Annotated in this window: 23 protein-coding genes and 1 tRNA gene; 14 read left to right on the plus strand and 10 right to left on the minus strand. The window is 68.0% G+C overall.

Annotated elements, in window-relative coordinates:
• Positions 1–18: 18 nt before the first annotated feature.
• The gene (phbB, locus tag P2T65_RS12245; protein WP_055459779.1) at positions 19–747 is read right to left on the minus strand and encodes an acetoacetyl-CoA reductase; all 729 of its coding nucleotides are present in this window, start codon (positions 745–747) and stop codon (positions 19–21) included.
• Positions 748–822: 75 nt separating this feature from the next.
• Positions 823–2,001, minus strand: coding sequence for an acetyl-CoA C-acetyltransferase (locus P2T65_RS12250; protein WP_063188168.1), 1,179 nt, complete (start codon positions 1,999–2,001; stop codon positions 823–825).
• A 301-nt stretch (positions 2,002–2,302) separates the two neighbouring features.
• Between P2T65_RS12250 and phaR the strand changes: the two genes are divergently transcribed.
• The 8 genes from phaR (at position 2,303) to phoB (ending at position 11,096) form a co-directional block, all read left to right on the plus strand.
• The gene (phaR, locus tag P2T65_RS12255; RefSeq protein WP_055459777.1) at positions 2,303–2,908 is read left to right on the plus strand and encodes a polyhydroxyalkanoate synthesis repressor PhaR; all 606 of its coding nucleotides are present in this window, start codon (positions 2,303–2,305) and stop codon (positions 2,906–2,908) included.
• Between the two features lie 121 nt (positions 2,909–3,029).
• On the plus strand, positions 3,030–4,319 hold the full coding sequence (locus tag P2T65_RS12260; RefSeq protein WP_276199871.1) for an ATP-binding protein: 1,290 nt from the start codon (positions 3,030–3,032) through the stop codon (positions 4,317–4,319).
• A 156-nt stretch (positions 4,320–4,475) separates the two neighbouring features.
• On the plus strand, positions 4,476–5,522 hold the full coding sequence (locus P2T65_RS12265; protein WP_055459776.1) for a PstS family phosphate ABC transporter substrate-binding protein: 1,047 nt from the start codon (positions 4,476–4,478) through the stop codon (positions 5,520–5,522).
• 113 nt (positions 5,523–5,635) lie between these two features.
• Complete coding sequence (gene pstC / locus P2T65_RS12270) at positions 5,636–7,009, plus strand: phosphate ABC transporter permease subunit PstC (protein ID WP_055459775.1); 1,374 nt, start codon at positions 5,636–5,638, stop codon at positions 7,007–7,009.
• On the plus strand, positions 7,002–8,756 hold the full coding sequence (gene pstA, locus P2T65_RS12275) for a phosphate ABC transporter permease PstA (RefSeq protein ID WP_055459774.1): 1,755 nt from the start codon (positions 7,002–7,004) through the stop codon (positions 8,754–8,756). Before pstC ends, pstA begins: the two co-directional genes overlap by 8 nt.
• Positions 8,757–8,797: 41 nt before the next feature.
• Entirely contained in the window at positions 8,798–9,607 is an 810-nt protein-coding gene (pstB, locus tag P2T65_RS12280; protein ID WP_276199918.1) for a phosphate ABC transporter ATP-binding protein PstB, read from the plus strand.
• A 29-nt stretch (positions 9,608–9,636) separates the two neighbouring features.
• The gene (phoU, locus tag P2T65_RS12285) at positions 9,637–10,356 is read left to right on the plus strand and encodes a phosphate signaling complex protein PhoU (protein ID WP_055459773.1); all 720 of its coding nucleotides are present in this window, start codon (positions 9,637–9,639) and stop codon (positions 10,354–10,356) included.
• 38 nt (positions 10,357–10,394) lie between these two features.
• Complete coding sequence (gene phoB, locus P2T65_RS12290) at positions 10,395–11,096, plus strand: phosphate regulon transcriptional regulator PhoB (RefSeq protein WP_055459772.1); 702 nt, start codon at positions 10,395–10,397, stop codon at positions 11,094–11,096.
• A gap of 90 nt (positions 11,097–11,186) precedes the next feature.
• Here the strand turns inward: phoB and P2T65_RS12295 are convergent, their stop codons facing one another.
• A complete protein-coding gene (locus P2T65_RS12295; RefSeq protein ID WP_055459771.1) occupies positions 11,187–11,732 on the minus strand; it encodes a GcrA family cell cycle regulator in 546 nt (181 codons plus the stop codon).
• Positions 11,733–12,103: 371 nt separating this feature from the next.
• Between P2T65_RS12295 and P2T65_RS12300 the strand changes: the two genes are divergently transcribed.
• From P2T65_RS12300 to P2T65_RS12310, 3 genes are read left to right on the plus strand one after another with little or no spacing between them, the layout of a single operon-like run.
• Positions 12,104–13,303, plus strand: a complete 1,200-nt coding sequence (locus P2T65_RS12300) for an aspartate aminotransferase family protein (RefSeq protein ID WP_055459915.1) — start codon at positions 12,104–12,106, stop codon at positions 13,301–13,303.
• Positions 13,303–14,232, plus strand: coding sequence for an ornithine carbamoyltransferase (gene argF, locus P2T65_RS12305; RefSeq protein WP_055459770.1), 930 nt, complete (start codon positions 13,303–13,305; stop codon positions 14,230–14,232). Before P2T65_RS12300 ends, argF begins: the two co-directional genes overlap by 1 nt.
• Entirely contained in the window at positions 14,232–15,212 is a 981-nt protein-coding gene (locus tag P2T65_RS12310; protein ID WP_055459769.1) for an Hsp33 family molecular chaperone, read from the plus strand. The genes argF and P2T65_RS12310 overlap by 1 nt, the downstream gene beginning before the upstream one ends.
• Positions 15,213–15,324: 112 nt before the next feature.
• Here the strand turns inward: P2T65_RS12310 and argE are convergent, their stop codons facing one another.
• Together argE and apaG are read right to left on the minus strand one after the other, a co-directional pair.
• Complete coding sequence (gene argE, locus P2T65_RS12315; protein ID WP_055459768.1) at positions 15,325–16,485, minus strand: acetylornithine deacetylase; 1,161 nt, start codon at positions 16,483–16,485, stop codon at positions 15,325–15,327.
• A gap of 31 nt (positions 16,486–16,516) precedes the next feature.
• Positions 16,517–16,909 carry a Co2+/Mg2+ efflux protein ApaG gene (gene apaG / locus P2T65_RS12320; RefSeq protein ID WP_055459767.1) on the minus strand — a complete coding sequence of 131 codons (393 nt, stop codon included), beginning with the start codon at positions 16,907–16,909 and terminating at the stop codon, positions 16,517–16,519.
• A 105-nt stretch (positions 16,910–17,014) separates the two neighbouring features.
• Between apaG and P2T65_RS12325 the strand changes: the two genes are divergently transcribed.
• Both P2T65_RS12325 and P2T65_RS12330 read left to right on the plus strand, forming a co-directional pair.
• Positions 17,015–17,683 carry a CDP-alcohol phosphatidyltransferase family protein gene (locus tag P2T65_RS12325; RefSeq protein ID WP_055459766.1) on the plus strand — a complete coding sequence of 223 codons (669 nt, stop codon included), beginning with the start codon at positions 17,015–17,017 and terminating at the stop codon, positions 17,681–17,683.
• 90 nt (positions 17,684–17,773) lie between these two features.
• Complete coding sequence (locus P2T65_RS12330) at positions 17,774–18,874, plus strand: 2'-deoxycytidine 5'-triphosphate deaminase (RefSeq protein ID WP_055459765.1); 1,101 nt, start codon at positions 17,774–17,776, stop codon at positions 18,872–18,874.
• Between the two features lie 60 nt (positions 18,875–18,934).
• Here the strand turns inward: P2T65_RS12330 and P2T65_RS12335 are convergent, their stop codons facing one another.
• The 3 genes from P2T65_RS12335 to P2T65_RS12345 all read right to left on the minus strand — a co-directional run bounded on the left by P2T65_RS12335 (position 18,935) and on the right by P2T65_RS12345 (position 21,406).
• Complete coding sequence (locus tag P2T65_RS12335) at positions 18,935–19,867, minus strand: cupin-like domain-containing protein (protein WP_055459764.1); 933 nt, start codon at positions 19,865–19,867, stop codon at positions 18,935–18,937.
• A gap of 3 nt (positions 19,868–19,870) precedes the next feature.
• On the minus strand, positions 19,871–21,112 hold the full coding sequence (locus P2T65_RS12340; protein ID WP_055459763.1) for a GNAT family N-acetyltransferase: 1,242 nt from the start codon (positions 21,110–21,112) through the stop codon (positions 19,871–19,873).
• Between the two features lie 120 nt (positions 21,113–21,232).
• Entirely contained in the window at positions 21,233–21,406 is a 174-nt protein-coding gene (locus P2T65_RS12345; RefSeq protein ID WP_276199873.1) for a hypothetical protein, read from the minus strand.
• A gap of 187 nt (positions 21,407–21,593) precedes the next feature.
• Between P2T65_RS12345 and P2T65_RS12350 the strand changes: the two genes are divergently transcribed.
• A tRNA-Gly gene (locus tag P2T65_RS12350) sits at positions 21,594–21,668 on the plus strand.
• A 206-nt stretch (positions 21,669–21,874) separates the two neighbouring features.
• Here the strand turns inward: P2T65_RS12350 and P2T65_RS12355 are convergent.
• Complete coding sequence (locus P2T65_RS12355; RefSeq protein WP_055459762.1) at positions 21,875–22,420, minus strand: hypothetical protein; 546 nt, start codon at positions 22,418–22,420, stop codon at positions 21,875–21,877.
• Between the two features lie 697 nt (positions 22,421–23,117).
• Positions 23,118–24,362, minus strand: coding sequence for a GNAT family N-acetyltransferase (locus P2T65_RS12360; protein ID WP_276199874.1), 1,245 nt, complete (start codon positions 24,360–24,362; stop codon positions 23,118–23,120).
• Between the last annotated feature and the right edge of the window lie 97 nt (positions 24,363–24,459).

Genomic DNA, 24,459 nt, shown 5'->3' on the forward strand with positions numbered 1-24,459 from the left:
CGCGCGCCCGCGCTGGGCTCAGCCGTTGGCGATGTACTGACCGCCGTTGATGGTCAGTACCGAACCGGTTGCGAAGGCTGCGGCATCGGAGGCGAGATAGACCACCGCGGCGGCGATTTCCTCGGCGCGGCCGAGACGGCCGACGGGGATGCCGGCGATGATTTTCTTCAGCACATCCTCAGGCACCGCCGCCACCATGTCGGTGTCGATGTAGCCGGGGCAGATGCAGTTGACGGTGACGCCCTTGGCGGCGTTTTCCTGCGCCAGCGCCTTGGTGAAGCCGATGACGCCAGCCTTGGCGGCGGAATAGTTGGTCTGTCCCATCTGGCCCTTCTGGCCGTTGATGGACGAGATGTTGATGATGCGGCCGAAGCCGCGCTCGCGCATGCCTTCGATCACCGGCCGGGTCATCGTGAACATCGAATCGAGGTTGGTACGGATCACCGCCTGCCACTGCTCGAGGTTCATACGGTGGAACATGCCGTCGCGGGTGATGCCGGCATTGTTGACGAGGACGTCCACCGGCCCGAGATCGGCCGCGACGCGCGCCAGCCCGTCGGCGCAGGCGCTGGCATCGCTCACGTCCCACTTGTAGACGGAGATGCCGGTCTCACTCTTGAAGCGGGCGGCGGCCTCGTCGTTGCCTGCATAGTTGGCGGCCACCGTGTGCCCCGCCGCTTTCAGGGCGCGCGCGATCGCGGCGCCGATACCGCGCGTGCCACCTGTGACGACTGCAACTCGTGCCATGTTTCTCTCCCTCTGGCCGTTATCGTTGTCGGGAAGGGGTGAGGCCGCCGCCGGAAAGCCCCTTCGGGTCCGTCTTCAGCGCTCCACGCACATGGCGACTCCCATGCCGCCGCCGATGCACAGTGTCGCGAGGCCCTTCTTGGCGTCGCGCCGACCCATCTCGTGCAGCAGGGTCGTCAGGATGCGCGCGCCGGAAGCACCGATGGGATGGCCGATGGCGATGGCACCGCCATTGACGTTCACGATGTCGGGGTTCCAGCCCATGTCCTTATTGACGGCCAGCGCCTGGGCGGCGAAGGCCTCGTTGGCTTCGACGAGGTCGAGATCCTGCACCTTCCAGCCCGCCTTCTCGAGCGCCTTGCGCGAGGCCGGGATCGGGCCCGAGCCCATGACGGCCGGCTCGACGCCTGCCGTTGCCCAGGAGGCGATGCGGGCGATCGGCTTGAGGCCGCGCCGCTCGGCTTCCGTCGCCGTCATCAGCACGAGTGCCGCCGCCCCGTCGTTGAGGCCGGAGGCGTTGCCAGCCGTCACCGTGCCGTCCTTCTGAAAGGCGGGCCGCAGCTTGGCGACCGCATCGAGCGTCGCTCCGTCGCGGATGTACTCGTCTGTGTCGACAACGACGTCACCCTTGCGCGAGGCGACCGTCACGGGCGTGATCTCCTCCGCGAAGCGGCCGGCCTTCTTGGCGGCTTCGGCCTTGTTCTGGGAGGCGACCGCGAAGGCGTCCTGCTCCTCGCGGCTGATCTGCCATTTCTGGGCCACGTTCTCCGCAGTCACGCCCATGTGGTAACCATGGAAGGCATCCCAGAGTCCGTCGCGAATCATCGTGTCGACGAACTGCACGTCTCCGAACTTGGTGCCGGCGCGCATGTGGGCCGCGTGCGGCGACAACGACATCGATTCCTGCCCGCCGGCAACGATCACGGAAGCATCGCCGTTGGCGATTTGTTGCATGCCGAGGGCGACGGCGCGCAGCCCCGAGCCGCAGACCTGATTGAGGCTCCAGGCCGTCTTGGCGACCGGGATGCCCGCCTTCATCGCGGCCTGGCGGGCCGGGTTCTGCCCTTCGCCGGCTGTCAGCACCTGGCCGAGGATGACCTCGTCGACCTCTTCGGCGGCGACGCCCGCCCGCTCGAGGGCACCCTTGATGGCGGCGGCGCCCAGCACATGCGCGGGCACGTTGGCGAAGGCGCCGTTGAACGAGCCCACCGGCGTGCGGGTGGCGGCGACGATGACGATATCCGTGGAGGCCATGGTGATCTCCCTTGTTCCTTCTTTTGCCGCTCGTGGCGGCCTTGCTGTCATGCTGCGGCCGCCTGGACGGGGCCATGTGGACGGGTCGAAGCCATCTTCGGGGGGCCTCCGCGGAGCGTCAAGCACCACATCGGGCGCGCACCGCGCCCCCGTGTCGCACAAATGAGTTTTCGTCGGGCTGATTAGCGCCTATCGTCTGCGCCGGGGAGGCCGTGCGCAGGCAACCGGTTCCGACGCCGGCAATGCTTCGGGCGCCGCGGCATGAGCCCTTACCGGGGCCGGGACGAGACAAAGCAGAGCCATGGCGACAGAAGAAAATCCGACCGTCATCAAGAAATACGCCAACCGCCGCCTCTATCACACGGGAACCAGCACATACGTCACCCTGGAGGACCTCGCGCAGATGGTGCGGGACGGGGAGGACTTCATCGTCTTCGATGCCAAGACCAACGAGGACATCACCCGTTCGGTACTGACGCAGATCATCTTCGAGGAGGAGAACAAGGCCGGACAGAACCTGCTTCCGGTCGCCTTCCTGCGTCAGCTCATCCGTTTCTACGGCGACAGCATGCAGGCGCTGGTGCCGAGCTACCTCGAGTTCTCCATCGAGAACTTCACGCGCGAGCAGCAGAAGCTGCGCGAAAAGATGGCCGAGGCCTTCGGCCCGGCGGCTGCCTTCAAGAGCATGGAAGAGCACGTGCGCACGAACATGGCGATGTTCGGCGAGGCCCTCAGGTTGTTCTCCCCGTTCGGCCCGCGCGGCGGGCAGCAGGGCGAGCCCACGGCGCGGCCGCGCGAGGACGAGCCCCGGCAGGCGGGCGGCGACCTTGACGACCTCAAGCGCCAGGTGCTCGAGATGCAGGCGCGCCTGGACGAACTGGCCGGCAAGGGCTCGGGCCGCGGCTGAGGGCGTATCGCCGCTGTCATCGGGATGACGCGGAAGGGCGGTTGAGATGACTCCTTGACGTGCCGCCCGTCCCGATTCGCCGGCCTTGGTTGCCGGGAGTGCGGCCGGTTCGGGCAAGGGCATGATCGAGACGACGAAGAACAGCCTGCGGCTCAGCGCCAATGCCATCGCGCTCAGAACCGCCGGCCTCAGCAGCGCGATATTTACGCTCGCCGCGTTGGCCGGCGGCTCGCTCGGCATCTCGACTGCGCTCGCTGCGCTCGCCAGCCTTGTCGTCGCAGGCCTTGCCTTCCGCGACCGGCGGCCGCTGAGCGGCCGTGTCGTGACGACGGGCGAGCGGCGCCAGAAACACGCCTTCGGGCCGGCGGCCGTTCTGGCGGCCTTGCCGGATCCCGTCGTCATCGTTGACCGGCGTGGCCTCGTGGTCGACGCCAACCGTGCGGCGATTGCCGTGCTGCCGGGCCTGCGCAACGCCCATCCCCTGTCCTTCGCTCTGCGCGCACCCGACGTGCTCGATGGTCTCGATCGGGTGGTGAAGGGCGGCAAGGCCGAGGCGGTCGAATTTGTCGAGCGTGTGCCGGTCGAGCGCGCCTTCGAGGTGCACATCGCCCCCCTGTCCGACGAGGCCGGGGCCGATGCCGGTCGGGCCGGGGCCGCCCTCTATTTCCGCGATCTGACGCCGGCACGCCGGCTGGAGCACATGCGGGTCGACTTCGTCGCCAACGCCAGCCACGAGTTGCGCACGCCGCTCGCCTCGCTGATGGGGTTCATCGAGACCCTGCAGGGGCCGGCTCGCAACGACGCGGCCGCGCGCGAACGCTTCCTCGCCATCATGCGCGAGCAGGCGCAGCGCATGGCGCGCCTCATCGACGACCTCCTGTCGCTGTCGCGCATCGAGCTCAGCGTGCACGTGCAACCGACGGCGATCGTCGATGTCATCGCCCTGCTGCGCCACATGATCGACACGCTTGCGCCGCTGGCGCGCGAGCGCGGGGTCGAGGTCGTGCTCGAGGCCCCGCCGGGACCGGTCAACGTGCGCGGCGAGCGCGACGAGCTCCTGCGCGTCTTCGAGAACCTGATCGAGAATGCCGTGAAATACGGCGAAGGTGGCGGCCGCGTCGACGTACGGGTTGCGACCACGGCACCGGGTAGCGGCGGGGGTGAAGTGTCGGTCGTGGTGCGCGACTATGGCCCCGGCATCGCGCCCGAGCACCTGCCGCGCCTGACCGAGCGCTTCTACCGCGTCGATGTTGCGGCCAGCCGGGGCAAGGGTGGCACCGGCCTCGGCCTTGCCATCGTCAAGCACATCGTGATGCGTCATCGCGGGCGCCTCGCCATCGCCAGCGATGTGGGCCGGGGCGCTTCCTTCACGGTGACGCTGCCAGCGCTCGGCGACGAATCGCAAAACTAAGACGGATCAAATTGTTACGCTGTCATTCGGCTGTCACCTTGCCGTCATAGACAAGAGGTGTCGGTGGTGCTTGCGGCATTGCCGAAGCGGATGCGGCACGACCCCGTCATGGCCGTGCGATCGCCGTCCCGCTCCAAGAGATCAGGGAGATATACCGTGAAATTCCGTTCCCTCGTCAGCGTCGCCGCCCTCACGCTGGCCGGCGTCGCCGCTGCCGGTGCCGCCCAGGCGCGCGACCAGATCCGCATCGTCGGCTCCTCGACGGTCTATCCCTTCACGACGGCGGTTGCCGAGCAGTTCGGTCGTTCGGGCGCCGGCAAGGCACCGGTTGTTGAATCGACCGGCACGGGCGGCGGCATGAAGCTGTTCTGCGCCGGTGTCGGCACGGACCATCCGGATGCAACGAACGCCTCGCGCCGCATCAAGAAGTCGGAGTTCGAAGACTGCAAGAAGAACGGCGTCGCCGACATCATCGAGCTGAAGGTCGGCTTCGATGGACTGACCGTCGCCAATTCCAAGGCGGGTCCGGACCTCAACTTCACCAAGGAGCAGATTTTCCTCGCTCTCGCCAAGGAAGTTCCTGGTCCGGACGGCAAGCTGGTCGCCAACCCGTACAAGAACTGGTCAGACATCGACAAGGCGCTGCCGAACGAGAAGATCGAGGTGCTTGGCCCCCCGCCGACTTCCGGCACCCGTGATTCCTTCCTCGAGCTCGTCATGGAGCCGGGCGCCGAGAAGGTTCTCGCCGATCTCAAGAAGAGCGACGCGAAGGCTTTTGCCGCCGCCTGGAAGACGATCCGCGAGGACGGTGCCTACATCGACGCCGGCGAGAACGACAACCTCATCGTCCAGAAACTCGACGCCAACCCCAAGGCGGTCGGCATCTTCGGCTATTCCTTCCTCGAGGAGAACGCGGCCAAGATCAAGGGGGCCAAGATCGACGGCGTGGAGCCGGACTTCGACACCATCGCCGACGGCAAGTACTCGGTTTCCCGCCCGCTGTTCGTCTACTTCAAGAAGCAGCACATCGGCGTCGTGCCCGGGCTCGATAAGTTCATCGCCGAATACGTCTCCGAGAAGGCACTCGGCGAGGATGGCTACCTGTCGCGCAAGGGTCTCGTGCCGCTGCCGACCGACCAACTTGCCAAGGTGCGCGCCGACGTCGAGGCGCAGAAGCCGCTTGCCGCCGACGCCGGGCTTTGATCCGTTGACGCAGGCGAAGCGGGTGGACCATCCACCCGCTTCGTTTTGCCGTCAAAATGCGGTAGAGCCGGTCGCCGACGCGGCCTCCTGCCGCTGCTCTCCCGGGGGCGGAGATGGTTAGCTTGTTCTTCCTGCTCATTGTCGCCGTTGCGCTGGCGGCCTTCGCTTTCGGACGTTCCAGGGGGCGTGCGTTCGTCGGCGGCGGCGCTCGGCTTCATTCGTTGCCCGTCTATCACGGCCTGTTTCTGGCCACGCTATGCGTCCTGCCCATGCTCGTCGTCCTGGCGGCCTGGACACCGGTTGCGCCACGCTACGTCGAGGCTCGCACGCTTGCCGCCCTCCCGGCGGAGCTTGCGCCGCAGACCACGCTGGAAAAGGAAGGACGCCTGCGCGAGGCCCGCCTCGTCGCTCTCGGTCAATTCGCGGGCACGCCCGATGCCGGCACGACCGTTGCCGCCGGCGCCTACGCGGGCGCTCGAACCGAGGCGGAGGTGACTCTCCTCGTGCTCGGCCTCGCCGGGGCTGCGGCCGGCTTCGTCTTCGGTCGTCGGCGTCTGGCGCCCGACTTTCGGGCGCGCAACAGTTTCGAGCATGTCACCAAGGTCGTCCTCATCGCTTGTTCGGGCGTCGCTATCCTGACGACCGTCGGCATCGTCTTCTCGGTGCTGTTCGAGACGCTACGCTTCTTCGCGCGCTATCCTTGGTACGATTTCCTCTTTGGCCTGCAGTGGTCGCCGCAGACGGCGATCCGCGCCGATCAGGTGGGCCAGTCCGGCACCTTCGGCGCGGTGCCTCTCTTCGCCGGCACCACGCTCATCATGCTGATCGCCATGATGGTCGCGGGTCCGGTCGGCCTCTTCGCCGCGATCTACATGTCCGAATATGCGACGCCGCGTGTCCGGGCCGTCGCCAAGCCCGTGCTCGAGGTGCTCGCCGGCATCCCGACCGTGGTGTTCGGCTTCTTCGCCGCGCTCACCGTGGCGCCCTTCATCAAGAACGTCGGCGAGTCGCTCGGCCTGTCCGTTGCGTCGGAGAGCGCGCTGGCCGCCGGCCTCGTCATGGGCGTCATGATCATTCCCTTCGTCTCGTCCTTGTCGGACGACGTCATCAACGCCGTGCCGCAGTCGCTGCGCGACGGCTCCTACGGCATGGGCGCGACTCGGTCGGAGACCATCAAGCGCGTCGTGCTGCCGGCCGCACTCCCCGGCATCGTCTCGGCCCTCATGCTCGCCATCTCGCGGGCCGTCGGCGAGACGATGATCGTCGTCATGGCCGCGGGCCTCGCTGGCAACCTCACCTTCAATCCGCTCGAGGCCGTCACGACCGTTACCGTGCAGATCAAGACGCTCCTCGTCGGCGACCAGGAGTTCGACAGCGCCAAGACCCTGTCAGCCTTCGCCCTCGGCTTCGTGCTCTTCTTCTTCACGCTGGCGCTCAACATCATCGCCCTGCGCATCGTTCGCAAATACCGAGAGCAATATGACTGACATTGCTGCACCCCCTCAAGGCGCCCGTCGGTTCGGTCTCTCGTCGGCCGAGGCCCAGGCGCGGTTGAGGCGGCGCCACGCCGCGGAGGCACGGTTCCGTGCCTATGGCATCGGCGCAATCGCGCTCGCGGCGATCTTCCTCGTCGTCCTGATCGGCGACGTCATCGTCAAGGCGATGCCGGCTTTTACCGAATATCGCCTGACCATGACGGTGACGCCGACGCTGGAGCAGGTGTCCAGCGACGGCACCACCGATCCGCAGGCGCTGCGCAGCGGCGATTATGACGCCGTGCTGCGCAGGGGCTTGCAGGAACTCTTCCCGCAGGTCACGACGCGTGCCTTGCGCCGCAAGCTCAACAACGACCTTCTGTCGTCTGGCGCGGCGATGACGCTGCGCAATCGGGTGCTGGCCGATCCCTCCGCCATCGGCCAGCCGGTGACGATCGAGGCACTGCTCGACGACGCGGCCGACCTCTACCTCAAGGGCCTGATGACCGGGCGGCGCGAGAGCGTCGGCCAAGGGCAGGCGCAGGTGACGCTGGACGGCGAGGACGTGGTGCTGACGAGCTCGGCCCCCGATTTCGCCCGCGCCCTTGCCGAGGTCAAGGAGAGCCTGCGCGAGGAGGCGGCCGCCGACCGTCGCGAGGCCGCACGGCTGACCGCCGCGGCGGCCGATGTCGCCGGCGACCAGCGCGAGGCTCTGCAGAAGCGCATCGCCGACCTCGAGGGCGATGCCGCTGCCGCCGAGGCACGCGCTGCCGCGGCTGATGCGCCCGAGCGGCTGACGGCTGACCTGCCCTCGAAACTCGTCTTCATCAACGGCGGCATCGTCAAGCTGACCGAGATCGGCGCCTCCGAGGCGCGCGGCACGGTGCTCGTGCCGCTGGCCAATACCGACGCTGTGACGGCGGGTGGGTGGGACATCCTCACCCTGACCCAACCCGAGGCGAACCGTCGGCTTGACGACCAGGTGGTCGCCTGGCTCGAGGACCTGAAGCAGCGCGGCATGGTAGCGTCGCATTTCGCCAGCCGCTTCTTCACCTCTGGCGACAGCCGCGAGCCGGAGCAGGCGGGTATTCTCGGAGCTCTCATCGGCTCGGCGCTGACCATGCTGGTGACGCTGGTCCTGTGCCTGCCGATCGGCGTCGGTGCCGCCGTCTATCTCGAGGAATTCGCGCCGAAGAACCGGCTGACGGACCTCATCGAGGTCAACATCAACAATCTCGCGGCGGTGCCCTCGATCGTCTTCGGTCTGCTCGGCCTTGCGATGTTCCTCAACTTCTTCGGCCTGCCGCGCTCGGCGCCACTCGTCGGTGGTCTCGTCCTCGCTCTCCTGGTGCTGCCGACGATCATCATCGCGAGCCGCGCCGCCCTGAAGTCGGTGCCGCCGTCGATCCGCGAGGCGGCGCTCGGCATCGGCGCCTCGCACCAGCAGGCGGTGTTCCACCACGTGCTGCCGCTCGCCATGCCCGGCATCATGACCGGCACCATCATCGGCATGGCGCATGCGCTGGGGGAAACCGCGCCGCTGCTCCTCATCGGCATGGTCGCCTTCATCGTCGACGTACCGGGCTCAATCACCGATGCGGCGACGGCGCTGCCCGTACAGATCTACCTGTGGTCGGACCTGCCGGAGCCGCTGTTCCAGGCCAAGACCGCCGCCGCCATCCTGGTTCTGCTCGCTTTCCTCTTTATCATGAACGGTCTCGCCATCCTGCTGCGCCGCCGCTTCGAGCGCCGCTGGTGAGCCGCGTCGCGGGCCGAAGGGAGTTCTCAATGATGACGACGATGCCGAACATCGAGCTGGCGAAGGCCACGGTGGCCGAAGTCGCGGACGAGGCAGCGACGAAGGTCGTGGCCCGCGAGGTCAACGTCTATTACGCCGACAAGCACGCCTTGCACGATGTCTCGATTGACATTCCTGAGAAGGCGGTCACCGCCTTCATCGGCCCGTCCGGCTGCGGCAAGTCCACCTTCCTACGCTGCATCAACCGGATGAACGACACGATACCGATCTGCCGCGTCAGCGGCCGCATCGAGATCGACGGCAGCGACATCTATGACCGGAATCTCGACCCGGTGCAGTTGCGGGCGAAGGTCGGCATGGTGTTCCAGAAGCCGAACCCCTTCCCCAAGTCGATCTACGAGAACGTCGCCTACGGGCCGCGCATCCACGGGCTCACGAGCTCCAAGGCCGACCTCGACGAGGTCGTCACCATGAGCCTCAAGCGCGCCGGTCTCTATGAGGAGGTGAAGGACCGTCTCGCCTCGCCGGGCACCGGCCTCTCCGGCGGCCAGCAGCAGCGCCTGTGCATCGCCCGTGCCATCGCCGTCAATCCCGAGGTCATCCTCATGGACGAGCCGTGTTCGGCGCTTGATCCCATCGCCACGGCAAAGATCGAGGAGTTGATCGACGAATTGCGCGAGAACTACACCATCGTCATCGTCACGCACTCGATGCAGCAGGCGGCGCGCGTCTCGCAGCGCACGGCGTTCTTCCACCTCGGCAAGCTCGTGGAAGAGGGGCCGACGGAGCAGATCTTCACGGCGCCGCAGGACAAGCGGACGCAAGACTACATCACTGGGCGCTTCGGCTGAGGCTGCCGCAGCAACAAGGATTGCCGACGATGACCGATCATATCGTCAGCTCGTACGACGTCGAGCTCGATACCCTGCGCAGCAAGATCGCCGAGATGGGTGGCATCGCCGAGAAGATGCTGGGCGATGCGACGATAGCCCTCGTGCGGCGCGATGCAGCCCTCGCCCAGGCGGTCATCGCCGTTGACGAGCGGCTCGATGCCCTGCAACACGACGTCGAGGAACGCGCCGTGCTCACCATCGCCAAGCGCCAGCCGATGGCGGTCGACCTGCGCGAGATCGTCTCCGCCATCCGCGTGGCGGGCGATATCGAGCGCGTCGGCGACCTCGCCAAGAACACCGCCAAGCGTGTCGTCGCCATCAGCAACGAGATGCAGCCGCAGAAGATCGTCGGTGGCGTGCAGCACATGAGCGACCTCGTGCAGGCCCAGCTCAAGGATGTGCTCGACGCCTATGCGCAGAAGGACACGGCCCGCGCGCTCGACGTGTGGCAGCGCGACGATCGCATCGACGCGCTCTACACCTCGATCTTCCGCGAACTGCTGACCTACATGATGGAAGACCCGCGCAACATCAGCTTCTGCACGCATCTCCTGTTCCTCGCCAAGAACATCGAGCGCATCGGCGACCACACCACCAACATCGCCGAGACCATCCACTATCTTGTCACCGGAAAGCCGCTCGCCGCCGAACGGCCGAAGAGCGACGACTCGAGCTTCACCACCGTGCCGGTCTCCGGCCGGCAGTAAGTGTCGATCACGCGCCAGCGTCCACCACGGAAGGACCGATGGGACCCCGTATCCTCATCGTCGAAGACGAAGAGCCGCTCACACTCCTCCTGCGCTACAACCTCGAGGCCGAAGGCTATACCGTCGATGCCGTCGCGCGCGGTGACGAGGCCGAGGTGCGCCTGCGCGAGCAGGTCCCGGACCTCGTGCTGCTCGACTGGATGCTGCCGGGACTGTCCGGCATCGAGCTATGCCGGCGCTTGCGTGCCCGCCGGGAAACGGAACGGCTGCCCGTCATCATGCTCACCGCCCGGGGCGAGGAGGGCGAGCGCGTGCGCGGTCTCGCGACCGGCGCGGACGATTACGTCGTCAAGCCCTTCTCCGTACCGGAGCTCCTGGCGCGCGTGCGTGCCCTGCTGCGCCGCGCCAAGCCGGGCCATGTGGCCACCGTGCTCACCGCCGGCGATATCGAGCTCGACCGCGAGACCCGGCGCGTACGCCGTTCTGGCCGCGAGCTTCACCTCGGCCCCACCGAGTTCAAGCTGCTCGAGTTCCTGATGCAGAGCCCCGGCCGTGTCTTCACGCGCGAGCAGTTGCTCGACGGCGTCTGGGGCCACGACGTCTATATCGACGAGCGCACGGTGGACGTGCATGTCGGACGCCTGCGCAAAGCCATCAACCGGGCCCGCAAGCCGGACCCGATCCGCACGGTGCGCGGCGCCGGCTATTCCTTCGACGAGACCTTTTCGCACGCGGAGTGAAGCGCGATGCTGCCGCCATCCCCCGGTGCGGCCAGCAAAGAGGCCGGAGCGGCCCGCTCCGGCCTCTTTGCTGGCCGCTTCTGTCCCCGGTCAGGAGCGCATCACCTTCTTCTCGCGCCGACGGTCCGCCGCCGGCTGGTAGGCGATGCGCGCATGGTGCGCGCAATAGGGCATGCCGAGGAGGGAGCGCGCGCCGCAGAAGCGGAAGTCCGGCGTCGTCGGGTCACCCATCGGCCAGCGGCACATGGCTTCCCGCAGCTCCATGATGGTCACGCGCTCGCTCAGCGGCACGACCACCTCGTCCTGGGGCTGGAACTGTTCCTGCGGCACCGCCTCGGTCTCGAGCTCGGGCGCCGCGGCGAGGGCTGTGTTGCCGCGCACGACGGTCTGGCCCGATGGCTGCGTCATAGGATGGCTCGGGCTGCGTGTGTGCGCGGCCTTCCGCGGCCGGGAGGCCGCCGGTGCCGCCGACTTGGCGCGGCCGGAAAGCCCGAGGCGATGCACCTTGCCGATGACGGCATTGCGCGTCACGCCGCCGAGCTCAGCGGCGATCTGGCTGGCGCTAAGGCCTTCGGTCCAGAGCTTGCGCAGCAGCTCCACCCGCTCGTCGCTCCAGGTATTGCTCTGATCGCTCATCGCTCTCTCCGCCCGGCTCGTTCCGGCGCGCGCAAGGGGAGCGCGAAAGAGGCTCTCGCCTCGTCGCATCCTGCTGCAGGTAGCGCCGATAGGGAATTGGCCACACGATATGTCGTGGTCTGTGGCTCGGAAGCTACAATATGAGGGAAGGCACGAGCAAGGCTTCGCGCCGGCCGATCTGCGTTTTCCCCAAGATCGTGACAGCAATCGGGCGCCGGCTGATCGATCGTATCAATGCGATTGAATTGACAGTCCCTGTGACCCATCTAAAATTGTGGACGGTGCCGCCCCTGCCCGGGCGGCACTTTGATTTTCGGGAAAATCCGAGGCGTCCGGCGGCAGGCCGGCGCCTCATCGCGGAGACGAGAGACGTGACTTCGCCGCTTCTGCAGACCTATGCGCGGGCCGACATCGAATTCGAGAAGGGCGAGGGCGCGTGGCTCGTGACGCGAAGCGGCGAGCGATACCTCGATTTCGGCGCCGGCATCGCTGTCAACGCCCTCGGCCATTGCCATCCGCATCTCGTCGAGGCGTTGACCGCGCAGGCCGGCAAGCTCTGGCACACGTCGAACCTCGTGCGCATCCCCGAGGGCGAGCGGCTCGCCCAGCGGCTGGTCGATGCGACTTTCGCCGACAATGTCTTCTTCACCAATTCCGGCGCCGAGGCGCTGGAATGCGCCATCAAGATGGCCCGGCGCTACCATTCGTCCAAGGGCCAGCCCGAGCGCTTCCACATCGTCACCTTCGAGGGCGCCTTCCACGGCCGCACGCTGGCGACCATCGCCGCCGGCGGCCAGAAGAAATATCTCGAGGGCTTCGGCCCCAAGGTCGAAGGCTTCGACCAGGTCGCCTTCGGCGACTGGGAGGCGCTCGAGGCCGTCGTCGGCCCGCAGACCGGCGCCATCCTCATCGAGCCGATCCAGGGCGAGGGCGGCATCCGCGCCGTCGCGCCCGAGGCGTTGCGCCGCCTGCGCAAATTCTGCGACGAGCGGGGCCTCCTCCTCATCCTCGACGAGGTGCAGAGCGGCGTCGGCCGCACGGGCAAGCTCTTCGCGCACGAATGGGCCGGCATCACGCCGGACATCATGGCGGTGGCCAAGGGCATCGGCGGCGGCTTCCCCATGGGTGCCTGCCTCGCCACCGCCGAGGCGGCGAGCGGCATGACCTATGGCGTTCACGGCACAACCTTCGGCGGCAATCCGCTCGCCATGGCGGTCGGAAATGCGGTGCTCGACGTGGTGCTGGCGCCCGGCTTCCTCGATCAGGTGGCGCGGACCGGCCTGCTCCTCAAGCAGCGCCTTGCCGCGCTCAAGGACAGGCATCCTGGTGTCATCGCCGAGGTGCGCGGCGAGGGGCTGATGCTCGGCCTCAAGTTGGCCGTGCCGAATACGGAATTCGTCGATGCGGCGCGGGCCAACAGGCTCATCGTCATCGGCGCCGGCGATAACGTGGTGCGGCTGCTGCCGCCGCTCACCATCGGCGAGGCCGAGGTGAGCGAGGCGCTGGAACGCCTGGAGGCGACCGCCGCGGCCGTCGAGGCCGCCCGCTCGGTCGAGAAGGGAGCGGCGTGATGAGCGGCTCCGTGCGCCACTTCCTCGACCTCACCGATTTCACGCAAGACGACCTGCGCCAGGTGCTCGACGCCAGCGCCGCGCTGAAGGCCGGGCGCCGCAAAGGCCAGCCGCCGAAGGAGAAGCCGCTCGCCGGCAAGGTGCTGGCCATGATCTTCGACAAGCCGTCGACGCGCACGCGCGTCTCCTTCGACCTCGCCATGCGCGAACTCGGTGGCGAGCCCCTGATGCTGACGGGCAAGGAGATGCAGCTTGGCCGCGGCGAGACCATCGCCGATACGGCGCGCGTTCTGTCGCGCTATGTCGATGCCATCATGATCCGCATCCTCGATCACGAGGCGATGCTGGAGCTCGCCCGCCATGCCGACGTGCCGGTGATCAACGGGCTGACGAAGCGTTCGCATCCCTGCCAGATCATGGCCGACGTGCTGACCTTTGAAGAGCATCGCGGCCCGATCACGGGCCGCACGGTCGCCTGGTCGGGTGATGCCAACAACGTGCTCGCCTCCTGGGTGCACGCCGCGGCGCGGCTCGATTTCACGCTCAACATCGCGAGCCCGCCGGAGCTCGCCCCGCCCGAGGAGGTCATCGCCTTCGCCCGGCGGGAGGGCGCGCGCGTCAATGTCACGAGCGACCCCTTCGCAGCAGTGGAGGGGGCCGATGCGGTAGTCACCGACTGCTGGGTGTCCATGGGTGACGAGGACGAAGGCCGCCGCCACAACCTGCTGAGGCCCTATCAGGTCAACGGCAAGCTGATGGCCGCTGCCGCCAGGGATGCCATTTTCATGCACTGCCTGCCGGCGCACCGCGGCGAGGAGGTGACGGACGAGGTGATGGACGGGCCGGCTTCGGTCGTCTTCGACGAGGCGGAGAACCGCCTCCATGCACAAAAGGGTATTCTGGCTTGGTGTCTGGGAGCAATCGCGTAATGGACATGGCTGCGCCGCCGGCCGGCGACGACCGCGTCTTGCCCTTCGCGGTGGAGGGGCTCGACGTGCGCGGCCGCGTCGCCAGCCTCGGGACGAGCGTCGACACGATCATCGCACGCCACGACTATCCCCCCCCTGTCTCGCGCGTGGTCGGCGAAGCCTTAGTGCTGACGGCGCTGCTCGGTTCGGCTCTCAAGCTCGATGGCCGCTTCCAGCTGCAGACGCGCAGCGACGGGCCGGTCGACATGGTCATCGTCGATTTCGACGCGCCGGGCCGGCTGCGCGCCTGCGCCCGCTTCGATGCCGCGCGCCTCGAGGCGGCTATCGCCGCGCGCGCGACGGCGACGGGAGACCTCATCGGCCACGGCCATCTTGCCCTCACCATCGACCAGGGCGGCGACATGAACCGCTATCAGGGCGTGGTGGCGCTCGAGGGGCAGAGCTTCGAGGAGGCGGCGCACCAGTACTTCCGCCAGTCCGAGCAGATCCCGACGCTCGTGCGCCTCGCTGTCGGCGAGGCGATGGGGGGCGGCGATCATGCTTGGCGGGCCGGTGGCCTCATGGTGCAGTTCCTGCCGCGCTCGGTCGAGCGCATGCGCCGGCCGGACCTCGATCCCGGCGATGCGCCTGAGGGGCACAATCCGGCGGCCGGGCCGGACGAGGACGACGCCTGGGTGGAGGCCAAGCTCCTCGTCTCCACCGTCGAGGACCACGAACTGCTCGATCCGACGTTGACGCGCGAGCAACTGCTCTATCGCCTCTTCCACGAGCGCGGCGTTCGCGTCTTCCAGCCGCAGGCGGTCGAGGAGAGCTGCCGCTGCTCGTCTCACCGCATCCTTGCCATGCTCAAGCGCTTCTCGCCCGAGGATCGCGCCGACATGGTGGGCGACAACGGCCGCATCGGCATCACCTGCGAATTCTGCTCCCGCCATTACGACATCGACCCGGCCGATGTCGCCGAGGAAGCCGATGCCGGCTGAGGACGGCAAGGACCGGCGCGGCACGGCCGACGAGACAGTCGCGCGCAAGCTCAGACAGCCGGGTGTGAGCTGGACCAAGCTCGCCTTCCGCAAGCGGCGTGGCTGACGTCGCCTATTGCGCGAGGCTGCGCGCCAGGTCGCGCATGAAGGCGGCGCCCGCCTCTAGTTCCGCGAGCGTGATGTATTCGTCCGCCTGATGCGCCCGGTCGATGGTGCCCGGGCCGCAGACGACGGTGGCGATGCCGGCGTTCTGGAAGTGCCCGGCCTCCGTGCCGAAGGGCACGGTGATGGTGCGGTTGCGGCCGGCAAGGCGCAGCGCCAGCGTCTCGGCGGCCGAGCCCGTGTCGGGCCTGAGGCCGGGAACGGAGACCTCGCACAGGGTTTCGATGCGGCTCGCCGGCGCCGTGCGCCGCATGCGCGCGAGGACCGTCTCGGATACCGCGGCGAAGCGGCGCGGAATCTCCTGAGGGTCGAGATCCGGCAGGCCGCGGAACTCCCAGTGGAACGCGCAGTTGCGCGCGAGGATGTTGCGCGCCGTGCCGCCGGCGATGGTGCCGATGTGGATCGTCGTATAGGGCGGGTCGAAACGGCCGGACGCGTCACCGCGCGCCACGAAGTCCTCGGCCATGCGGTTGAGTTCCGCCACGAGATCGCAGGCGGCCATGACCGCGCTCGCGCCGAGCTCGGGCTTCGAGGAATGCGCCTCGACGCCGTGCACCTCAGTCTCGAAGGTCACGACGCTCTTGTGCGCATCGGCCACCTCGAGGCCCGTCGGCTCGCCGACGAAGACGGCGCCGGGCAGCGGCAGGTCCTTGCCGAAGCAGGCGATGCCGTCGGCCACGCCGAGGCAGGTCGTTTCCTCGTCATAGGAGAGGAAGATGTGGATCGGCCGCTTGAGATCCGCAGCCAGGAACTCGGGCACGAGGGCGAGCGCCAGCGCGCAGAAGCCCTTCATGTCCACCGCGCCGCGGCCATAGGCGCGCCCGTCCGCGACGCGCAGGTTGTAGGGATCGCTCGTCCAGGCCTGGCCGGCCACGGGCACGACGTCGGTATGGCCGGAGAGGACGACACCGCCGGGCACGGCGGGGCCGATGGTGGCGAGCAGCGCCGCCTTGTCGCCGGTGGCGTTCGGCAGGCGGATGTAGCGCACGCCCCAGCCGTCGAGATAGGTCGCGACGAATTCGACGAGCGCGAGGTTGGACTTGGCGCTCTCGGTGTCGAAGGCGACGAGCCGCGCCAGCATGTCGAGAGGGGAAAGGCGCGTGCCGGTCATGCGGGGCCCGATCGGTTGCTGCTGCGAAGGATCAATGCATGACCCGCCGCACATAGGGGCTGTCCAGCGGGAACAGCGGGATATCCACGGGAAAACGCTCGCCGCGCTGCGTGATCATGTCGTAGGAGCCCACCATCGTGCCGTGGGCCGTTGAAAGGGGGCAGCCGCTGGTGTAGGTGAAGCTCTCACCCGGCTCAAGGATGGGCTCCTCGCCGATGACGCCGGGGCCGTGCACCTCCTGCGAGCGGCCCTCGCCGTCGGTGATCGTCCAGTGGCGGGTCTTGAGCTGCACCGTCTCGGCGCTGAGATTGACGATCTCGACCGTGTAGGACCAGAAAAAGCGTCCGTCGCGCGGCGAAGATTCATCCTCGAGGAAACGCGGCTCGACAGTGACGCGAATTCCCTTGGTTTCGGCCCTGTACATCTCGCAGCTCCGTGAACGTCGCGAACGGACAACGCCCCGTCCGGCGTGGTAAGCGCTAACGGGGCCGAGCGTCAATCGCCCCGCGCGCCGGGGAGGCAGCACGACATGCTCGACGGGATCATGCGCCGTGTCATCGACCCGCCGCTCGCCGTCGCGGGCCGGCGGTTGGCCGCAGCTGGCGTTGCGGCAGACGCCGTGACGCTCGCGGGCTTCGCCGCCGGGCTTGTCGGCGCCGCAGCGGTCGTCCTGCGGCTCGATGCCCTTGCCGCCCTTCTCTTCCTCGTCGGGCGCGTCGCGGACGGTCTCGACGGGGCGATCGCGCGGGCCGGCCGGCGCACCGATCGCGGCGGCTTTCTCGATATTGTCTGCGATTTCGCCCTCTATGGCGCTTTTCCGCTCGCCTTCGCGCTGCGCGATCCCGACGCCAATGCGCTCCCCGCGGCGGTCCTGCTGGGTAGCTTCTACGTCAACGGCGCGACCTTCCTCGCCTATGCAGCGGTGGCGGCCCGGCGGGGATGGGAGACCGAGACGCGCGGCCCAAAGTCCATCTATTTCACGGCCGGCCTCGCGGAGGGCACGGAGACGATCCTCGCCTTCCTCCTCATGCTGGCGCTGCCGCAGCATTTTCCGGTGATCGCCTACGCCTTCGCTGCCATGACGCTCGCGACCGCCGTCGGCCGCGCGCTCGCCGGCTGGTACCGCTTTCGCGAGGCTCCGCAGGTGCGTGCTTCGGGCTTTTCCCCGCCCGAACGGGACGAGCACGCGCAGCCATAGCCTTTGCCACGAAAGCGCGCTAATCACGGAACTCCCGCGCCCGGGCCCCGGGCGTCGTCCCCTGTCCCCGCGAGGTTCCTGCGAGGTTTCATGGTTCCACTCGTTCCCGGCATCCAGCCTGCAGAGACGATCGCCGCCTTCGCCGAGGCCGGCGTGATCCGCGCCGCGGCCGCTTTCGACGGGGACCAGATCCAGCCGGCGAGCCTCGACCTGCGCCTCGGCGCACGGGCCTATCGCGTCAGGGCGAGCTTCCTGCCCGGCCGCGGCCGTTCGGTGCGCGAGCGGCTCGCTGGTCTCTCCCTGCACGAGATCGATCTGACGCGCGGTGCCGTGCTCGAGACGGGCTGCGTCTACATCGCCGAGCTGCAGGAGGGGCTTGCGCTGCCCGCCGGGCTCGCCGCCGCGGCCAATCCCAAGAGCTCGACCGGCCGCCTCGATGTCTTCACCCGCGTCATCGCCGACCACGGCCGCGAGTTCGATGTCATCGACGCCGGCTATGAGGGGGCGCTGTTTGCCGAAATCTCGCCGCGCACCTTCCCGGTGCTGGTGCGCCAGGGTTCGCGCCTGTCGCAACTGCGCTTCCGCCACGGCGCCTGCCGACTGAGCGACGCGGAGCTTGCCGCCCTGCATGAGGAGGCGCGGGTGGTCGCCTCGCACGAGCCCTCTATCCAGGCTGGCGTCGCCGTCAGCGTCGATCTAGCCGGTTTCGGCGAGCGCCGCCTCGTCGGCTACCGCGCCAAGCGCCACACCGGCCTCGTCGATGTCGACCGGCCCGGCGCCTATCAGGCGAGCGCCTTCTGGGAGCCGCTCTATGCTGGCGGCCAGGGCGAGATCATCCTCGATCCGGGCCAGTTCTACATCCTCGCGTCCAAGGAAGCGGTGCACGTGCCACCGGACTATGCGGCCGAGATGGTGCCGTTCGATCCGTTGGTCGGCGAGTTCCGCGTGCACTACGCGGGTTTCTTCGATCCCGGGTTCGGTCATGCCGGGGCGGGCGGCTCGGGCGCCCGCGCCGTGCTCGAGGTGCGCTCGCGCGACGTGCCTTTCATCCTGGAGGACGGGCAGATCGTGGGCCGCCTCGTCTACGAGCGCATGGCCGCCCGCCCGGCCGTGCTCTACGGCGCCGGCGCCGGCTCGCACTACCAGGCGCAGGGGTTGAAGCTCTCCAAGCACTTCATCATGGACGTATAGTCGGCTGACCGGTTGCGCCGGAGCGCGACGCAAGGGCCGTGCTGCCGGTGGGATGGGGCCTCAGGCTTTCTTCTCACCATAGTAGTAATTTGCCTGCCTCCCGAACACGAGGCCGCGCAGAGTGCGGCGCATGCTCTCCGAACGCCGCAGCGGTTCGATGGCGGCGCGCATGGTCCGATAGGCGGCGATCTTCACGCCGTCCATCAACGGATTGGTGCCCGGCGCGGGTTGTGGCCAGCCATATTTGCGCAGCAGTCCGTTGGCGCGCAGGAGGGTATTGAGCCGCTCGGCCCGCGGCGACTTCCAGGTGATGGCCATGGAGACGGAATGGCCGTCGCCGGTGCGCACCCAGTGCGGCCACAGGTGGGGCACGAAGAGCCCGTCGCCGGGCTGGAGCGAGAAGACCTGCGCCTTTGTCTCGTGGCGCGGGTCGTAGCGCTTGTTGCGGTGCTTGGAGGGCAGCATCTCGAGTTCCTCGTCGCTCAGAAGCGAGCGGTCGCGATTGTCGAAGATGTGGAAGAACTTCGGCCCGCGGATCTGGACGAAGAAGTTCTCCTCCGGGTCGACATGGAAGGGCGTGGTCGCGTTCGCGGAGGCGACGAAGACGAAGCCCTGGATGTCATGGAAGCCGGCCTCTTCCAGGGAGCCGTGGCCGAGCTTCTCGGCGACGCCGGTCAGGACCTCCTCGAGCAGCGCACGATAGGCGGGCTCCACCTCGACGCGCTTCAGCACCATCCAGGCGTTGCATTGCTCGATGCGGTGCACGACCTCCTCGGCCGACATGTCCAGCGTCGGCACGTCTTCCGGCTTGACGCCCGGCGCGACATCGCCGGCGTTGTACTCCACCCGGTCGCGCGGCAGCGCCTTGGCGAGGCGCGCGAGCGCGGTGAGCGAGAACAACGGGTGGTCGGCGAGGTTGTGGCGCGTGGCGAAGGGCTCGCGGGGGAAGCGGCTGGCAAAATCGGCCTCGGTGGCGATAATCTCGGCAATCATGTGTCAGTATCCCTTCAGGCGGTAGTAGACGTGCTTGGCGGCGCCGCGCAGGCGGCGACGCAGGTGCTCGAGACGGACGACAGCGATCGGGAGGCTGTGGCCCTCCTGGCGCAGGCCGACGAAGAGATCGGCGACGGCCATCCGTTCCGGCCACAGGTGGTCGATCATCGGGTGATCGGCGATGGCGCAGGAATCGGTGCGTTCCACCGTCGAGCGCTCGAGCTGGGACCGGGTGAGGGCCAGCGTGAGCTGAACCCCGGGCGAGAAGCGGGCAAACTGCTCATCGTAGGCGATCTTCCAGAACCAGCTGTGGCTGCCGGCATCCAGCAGGAGCCCCGCGGCGACGGGCGTCGCGCCGGCGTGCAGCGTGATGACGCGGCAGCGGCCTTCGCTCGCGAGCAGCCGCGTCAGGGTGCGCACGAAGGTGGCCGTGCCGCTGGATTGCAACAGGGCGGTGCCGCGCTCCGCCTTCCAGCCGGACGCCTCGAGGGCCAGGAATATTTCGGTGGCGTCGCGCACGGCCTGCGGCTCGCTCGCCGTCTCGATGTGCACCTCGCCGAGTTCGCCGAGCCGCCGCAGCTGGCGGCGCAGCTCCTTCAGTTTCTTGCCGGGCAGGCTCGCTACCTGGAATGCCTCCGGGGCGTGTCCGCCATTGAGCACGGCCCGCTCGTGGCGGTCGAAGAGCCGCATCGGCAGGTCCCGAGCCTCGGCCGCGGCTGCGAGCGTCCGCGCCACGGCACCCTCGGCGGGAAGCAGCGGGAACAGGATGCCGCCGGCCAGGGCGCCGTGCTGCGCCATATGGTCGAGGAAGGCACCGGCGACGGCCACGGCGCTGTCCGCGTCGATCAGTGGCGTATCGAGGCCGCAGAAAGGCATGTGCCACAGGCGCGACACGCCGGGTACGTCGAACCGTCGGCGATCGATGAGGAAGAGGCCGAGGAGATCGCGCGGTGCCCTGCCGTCGCCCCGCCAGACGAGCACGGCGCTCGTGTGCTGTTCCGAGGCGATGTGCAGCGCGGCTGTGAGCGCGAAGGCCCGTTCGGTGAAGATGTTGCGTTCCAGGGCTCGGCGGGCGAGGTCGTCCCAGGCTTCTGCGATGTCCGAGAGCTTGGCCGCGGGCTGCCGCTCGATGGTAAAGCGGCCGCCGGAGGCCGTTTTCGGGCGCGCAGCACAGCCCATGGTGCCGCGCGCGGTGTGCGGCTTCTGCGGCGCGTTCTGCAAGGGGTGTGCGGCCTTGGGTGCCATGCCGGCTGTTCCGATCTGCAACTGTTTGTCCCACCGTGAAACGGTTCCGGCCGTTCCGACGGCCCGCTCTCCAGCTCTCGCAGGGATCGTGCCGGCGGGGGACCCGTCTGCTCGGACGGATCAGCGCGTATCGGTGACCGCCGTCGAAGCCGGCCCGGGCCTGCCGTACAGCTTGTGGAACTGGCGCGCGGCGCCGAGGCCGACGACGATCACCATGGCGACATAGGCGATGAGCCAAAGGCGCCGCTCGCGACGGCTCTCCCAGCCCGGCGGAACATCGGATGGGTCGTCCATCGGCACACCTCCGGCTGCAGCATGGCAGAGGCGGGGTGCCATCCGCAACGAAGGCGAATGAGAAATCTGGGGGATGCGGCGCGGGCGTTGCGATGCCGCATGGTGACAGCCGCCCCGGAACCGGCTATGGAAAGACGTCGCCATCGTTGCACTGCGACGACCGCGCGACGGGCCGCGCACCGGCTTCGCGGGTGTAGTTCAGTGGTAGAACGACAGCTTCCCAAGCTGTATGTCGAGGGTTCGATTCCCTTCGCCCGCTCCAGAGACGCAACCAGCCCGAGGACCGGGGCGCCGTCCCGCTCCCTGGGGAGACGGATCGGGGCCAGACAAAGCCGAAGCGGGCCGCTCGGGAACGAGAAGCCCGGCGTGCTTCTGCCTGTGCCCGGGGCAGGACGCGCTGCCGGCGTCGTCGTTGCAGCCCGGTTGGACGTGATCGACGCCGCGGCAGGCCGCGGTGCTGCGCTCGTCCTAAAGGCCAAGCCATCTGTTGAGGGTGCTGTACCCGATAGGGCCGTACCGGCGCTCGAGGGGTTCAAGAAGCTCATAGGTGGTGGCACCCGGATGCAATCGATCGAGGACCTCCTGCCGATCCTCGGGGCGCACTGTGAGGAGCGTTCCATCCGGCCGCGGGACCGTCCAAACCGGTAACACTTGCGTCGGCGGGCGCTGTCTTGCCGCCGGTGGCTCGTCTGCCAACCCCAAAGCCCACCTGAATTGATCCGTCCTTTCCTTGATGCGCCGCTCGGATTGAACCAGCGGATAGCTCACATTGAGTTGCTTCGCGAGGTCTTTCGACTCGATCCACGGGCGCTTCTTTAAGGCTTCGCCGATCTTCTGGCGTTCGATGCGGTTCTCTTGAACGCCGCCATAAGCGGCTGTGGTGACAAGCCCGCACCGGAGAAACGCCTGCCGCCTCTCCCAGACAGTATGTTCGCTAACGTTGTTCGCGCGCGCGAGATCCTTGTTGTTCTGATGGGGACGATCCAATATTGCGTGCTCCAAGGGCGTCAGCATGGGACGTATGCGAGCGAGTTGCCCGTCATATGCGTCGAGCGCCCTTTGGATTGCAGCCGCAGTGCTGGTTGTGGGAGACTCCGCTGTCTCCAGTGTGGTCGTGCGCGACATACTCGAGCCGGCCCGGTCGTGCGCAGCCGGGGTATCTGGAGCTTGAGGAGCCGCCCCAAGCGTTTGCTGAGCAGCCATGACCGACCCGGGCCGTTCGATGGAAACCGGGCTCGCGCCGGACACGGCCGTGCCCGGTGATGCATCCGGCCGGGATCGGTGCGGGGCCGGAAGGCTGGACGGAACCTCGGCTGTCCCGCGCCCGCCAGCGCCCAGAGCCGTAGTCGAATCCCAGGAACGAACATCGGCAGGCGGTGACGCCGGTGGCGTGTGCCCGCATTCGTGGAGACCGTTCGGCGAAAGCAGTACGAGGGGCGGAAATGGGGGAGGCGTCTGAAAGGTCGGAGCGGGACTTGGCGGTGTCGTCTGGCCGACGCGCGGACTGCGATCCATCATGTTGAAGCCTGTCAAATGGTCTGATGTTGGCCCCTAAATGAGCTGATGAAGATCTGCGCCGCTATTCAGAAGATGCGAAAGGACGTTTTGCGGTTCAAATGCAATGCGACCCCTTCATCGCCCCAAGTGCCACCCCTGATGCTTCACGACCTCGGCGCCGTCGCGCGGGACAGGATCAACAAGCTGTTGGCCTTTACGGTTTGAGCATGTGGTACGTGCGCTTCGCCGCGCCATGCAGCCACCGACGCATCAATTCGAACCGCAAGGTCATCCGCGTCCGGACATCGTCCGCCCGGTGCAGTCCGATGAAGAGATCGGCGACGGCCATCCGTTCGGACCAGAGACGGTCGATCATGGGGTGGTCCGCGATGGCGCAGGAATCCGTGCGGGTAAGGGTGGTTTCGGCCAATTGCCGGTGGGTGAGCGCGAGCGTGAGCTGCACGCCCGGGGAGAAGCGGGCGAAGCGCTCGTCATAGGCGATCTTCCAGAACCAGGCCTGGTCTGCGCTCTGCAGCACGAGGGCTGCCGCCACCGGCATCTCGCCGACCAAGAGCGTCTCGACATGGCAGCGCCCCTCGCGCGCTAGCAGTCGCGTCATCGTCCGCACGAAGGTCGCCGTGCCGCGGTCTTGCAGGAGGGCGGTGCCGCGCGTGCCCTTCCAGCCCGAGGCCTCGAGGCCGAGGAACACCTCGGTCGCATCCCGCACGCTTTGTGGGTCACGCGCCTCCTCGATCCGCACCCGGCCATGGTCGCCCAGCCGGCGCAGTTGCCGTCGCAGGTCTTTCAGCTTCTTCGCCGAGAGGTTGATTTGCAGGAGGCGTTCGGCATCCTGCCCGCCGTCGAGGACGGCGCGCTCGTGCCGGTCGAGCGCCTCCACCGGCAGGCCGCGGGCGCGGGCGGCCGCCGCAAAGGTCGTCGCCACCGGGCCCTTGGTGGCCAGCATCGGCAGGACGAGGCCGGCACCGGCGCGTGTGCGGCGGCAGAGGTGATCGATGATTGCGGCGGCCACGGCCTCGGAACTGTCGGCATCGATCAGCGGTGTGCCGAGACCCGAGAGTGGGACATGCCAGCCGCGCAGGAGGCCGGGCACGTCGAGGCGCCGTCGCGCGGCGAGAAGGAGGAGGCCGGCAAGCTGCCGGCCGTCGCCGCGTTCGCGCCAGACGAGGAGGGCCGAGGTGGCCTGCCCTCCCGCAATGTGCTGCATCGCGGCGAGGGCGAAGGCCCGCTCGACGAAGACATTGCGCTCCAGAGCGCGGCGGGCGAGATCGTCCCACGCATCGGCGATGTCGCCGAGCCGGGCGCCAGCGCGCTCTTCGATGACAAGGCAACCCAAATCATCGCGGCCCGTTTTTTCGTCCTTGCCGGGCGCCACCGGACACGGCGAGCCAGCCGGGGCGATCACCGCGCCGAATCTGAAACGGACGACATTCTGTTCCATGGCGGCCCGGTCCCGCTTGTGCCTGGCGTCCCGTACCGGGACGGATGTTGCCGTCCTGGAGCGGTCGCCTATTGCCATAGCAGGGGGCGTGCCGGAA

Source organism: Chelatococcus sp. XZ-Ab1 (genome assembly GCF_029309855.1).
GTDB lineage: Bacteria > Pseudomonadota > Alphaproteobacteria > Rhizobiales > Beijerinckiaceae > Chelatococcus_A > Chelatococcus_A sambhunathii.

What these genes read in the sequence shown, in the direction of transcription:
- phbB (WP_055459779.1), bottom strand. Translation starts at nt 747, where the DNA reads ATGGCACGAGTTGCAGTCGTCACAGGTGGCACGCGCGGTATCGGCGCC.
- P2T65_RS12250 (WP_063188168.1), bottom strand. Translation starts at nt 2,001, where the DNA reads ATGGCCTCCACGGATATCGTCATCGTCGCCGCCACCCGCACGCCGGTG.
- phaR (WP_055459777.1), top strand. Translation starts at nt 2,303, where the DNA reads ATGGCGACAGAAGAAAATCCGACCGTCATCAAGAAATACGCCAACCGC.
- P2T65_RS12260 (WP_276199871.1), top strand. Translation starts at nt 3,030, where the DNA reads ATGATCGAGACGACGAAGAACAGCCTGCGGCTCAGCGCCAATGCCATC.
- pstC (WP_055459775.1), top strand. Translation starts at nt 5,636, where the DNA reads ATGGTTAGCTTGTTCTTCCTGCTCATTGTCGCCGTTGCGCTGGCGGCC.
- pstA (WP_055459774.1), top strand. Translation starts at nt 7,002, where the DNA reads ATGACTGACATTGCTGCACCCCCTCAAGGCGCCCGTCGGTTCGGTCTC.
- pstB (WP_276199918.1), top strand. Translation starts at nt 8,798, where the DNA reads ATGCCGAACATCGAGCTGGCGAAGGCCACGGTGGCCGAAGTCGCGGAC.
- phoU (WP_055459773.1), top strand. Translation starts at nt 9,637, where the DNA reads ATGACCGATCATATCGTCAGCTCGTACGACGTCGAGCTCGATACCCTG.
- phoB (WP_055459772.1), top strand. Translation starts at nt 10,395, where the DNA reads ATGGGACCCCGTATCCTCATCGTCGAAGACGAAGAGCCGCTCACACTC.
- P2T65_RS12295 (WP_055459771.1), bottom strand. Translation starts at nt 11,732, where the DNA reads ATGAGCGATCAGAGCAATACCTGGAGCGACGAGCGGGTGGAGCTGCTG.
- argF (WP_055459770.1), top strand. Translation starts at nt 13,303, where the DNA reads ATGAGCGGCTCCGTGCGCCACTTCCTCGACCTCACCGATTTCACGCAA.
- P2T65_RS12310 (WP_055459769.1), top strand. Translation starts at nt 14,232, where the DNA reads ATGGACATGGCTGCGCCGCCGGCCGGCGACGACCGCGTCTTGCCCTTC.
- argE (WP_055459768.1), bottom strand. Translation starts at nt 16,485, where the DNA reads ATGACCGGCACGCGCCTTTCCCCTCTCGACATGCTGGCGCGGCTCGTC.
- apaG (WP_055459767.1), bottom strand. Translation starts at nt 16,909, where the DNA reads ATGTACAGGGCCGAAACCAAGGGAATTCGCGTCACTGTCGAGCCGCGT.
- P2T65_RS12325 (WP_055459766.1), top strand. Translation starts at nt 17,015, where the DNA reads ATGCTCGACGGGATCATGCGCCGTGTCATCGACCCGCCGCTCGCCGTC.
- P2T65_RS12330 (WP_055459765.1), top strand. Translation starts at nt 17,774, where the DNA reads ATGGTTCCACTCGTTCCCGGCATCCAGCCTGCAGAGACGATCGCCGCC.
- P2T65_RS12335 (WP_055459764.1), bottom strand. Translation starts at nt 19,867, where the DNA reads ATGATTGCCGAGATTATCGCCACCGAGGCCGATTTTGCCAGCCGCTTC.
- P2T65_RS12340 (WP_055459763.1), bottom strand. Translation starts at nt 21,112, where the DNA reads ATGGCACCCAAGGCCGCACACCCCTTGCAGAACGCGCCGCAGAAGCCG.
- P2T65_RS12345 (WP_276199873.1), bottom strand. Translation starts at nt 21,406, where the DNA reads ATGGACGACCCATCCGATGTTCCGCCGGGCTGGGAGAGCCGTCGCGAG.
- P2T65_RS12355 (WP_055459762.1), bottom strand. Translation starts at nt 22,420, where the DNA reads ATGCTGACGCCCTTGGAGCACGCAATATTGGATCGTCCCCATCAGAAC.
- P2T65_RS12360 (WP_276199874.1), bottom strand. Translation starts at nt 24,362, where the DNA reads ATGGAACAGAATGTCGTCCGTTTCAGATTCGGCGCGGTGATCGCCCCG.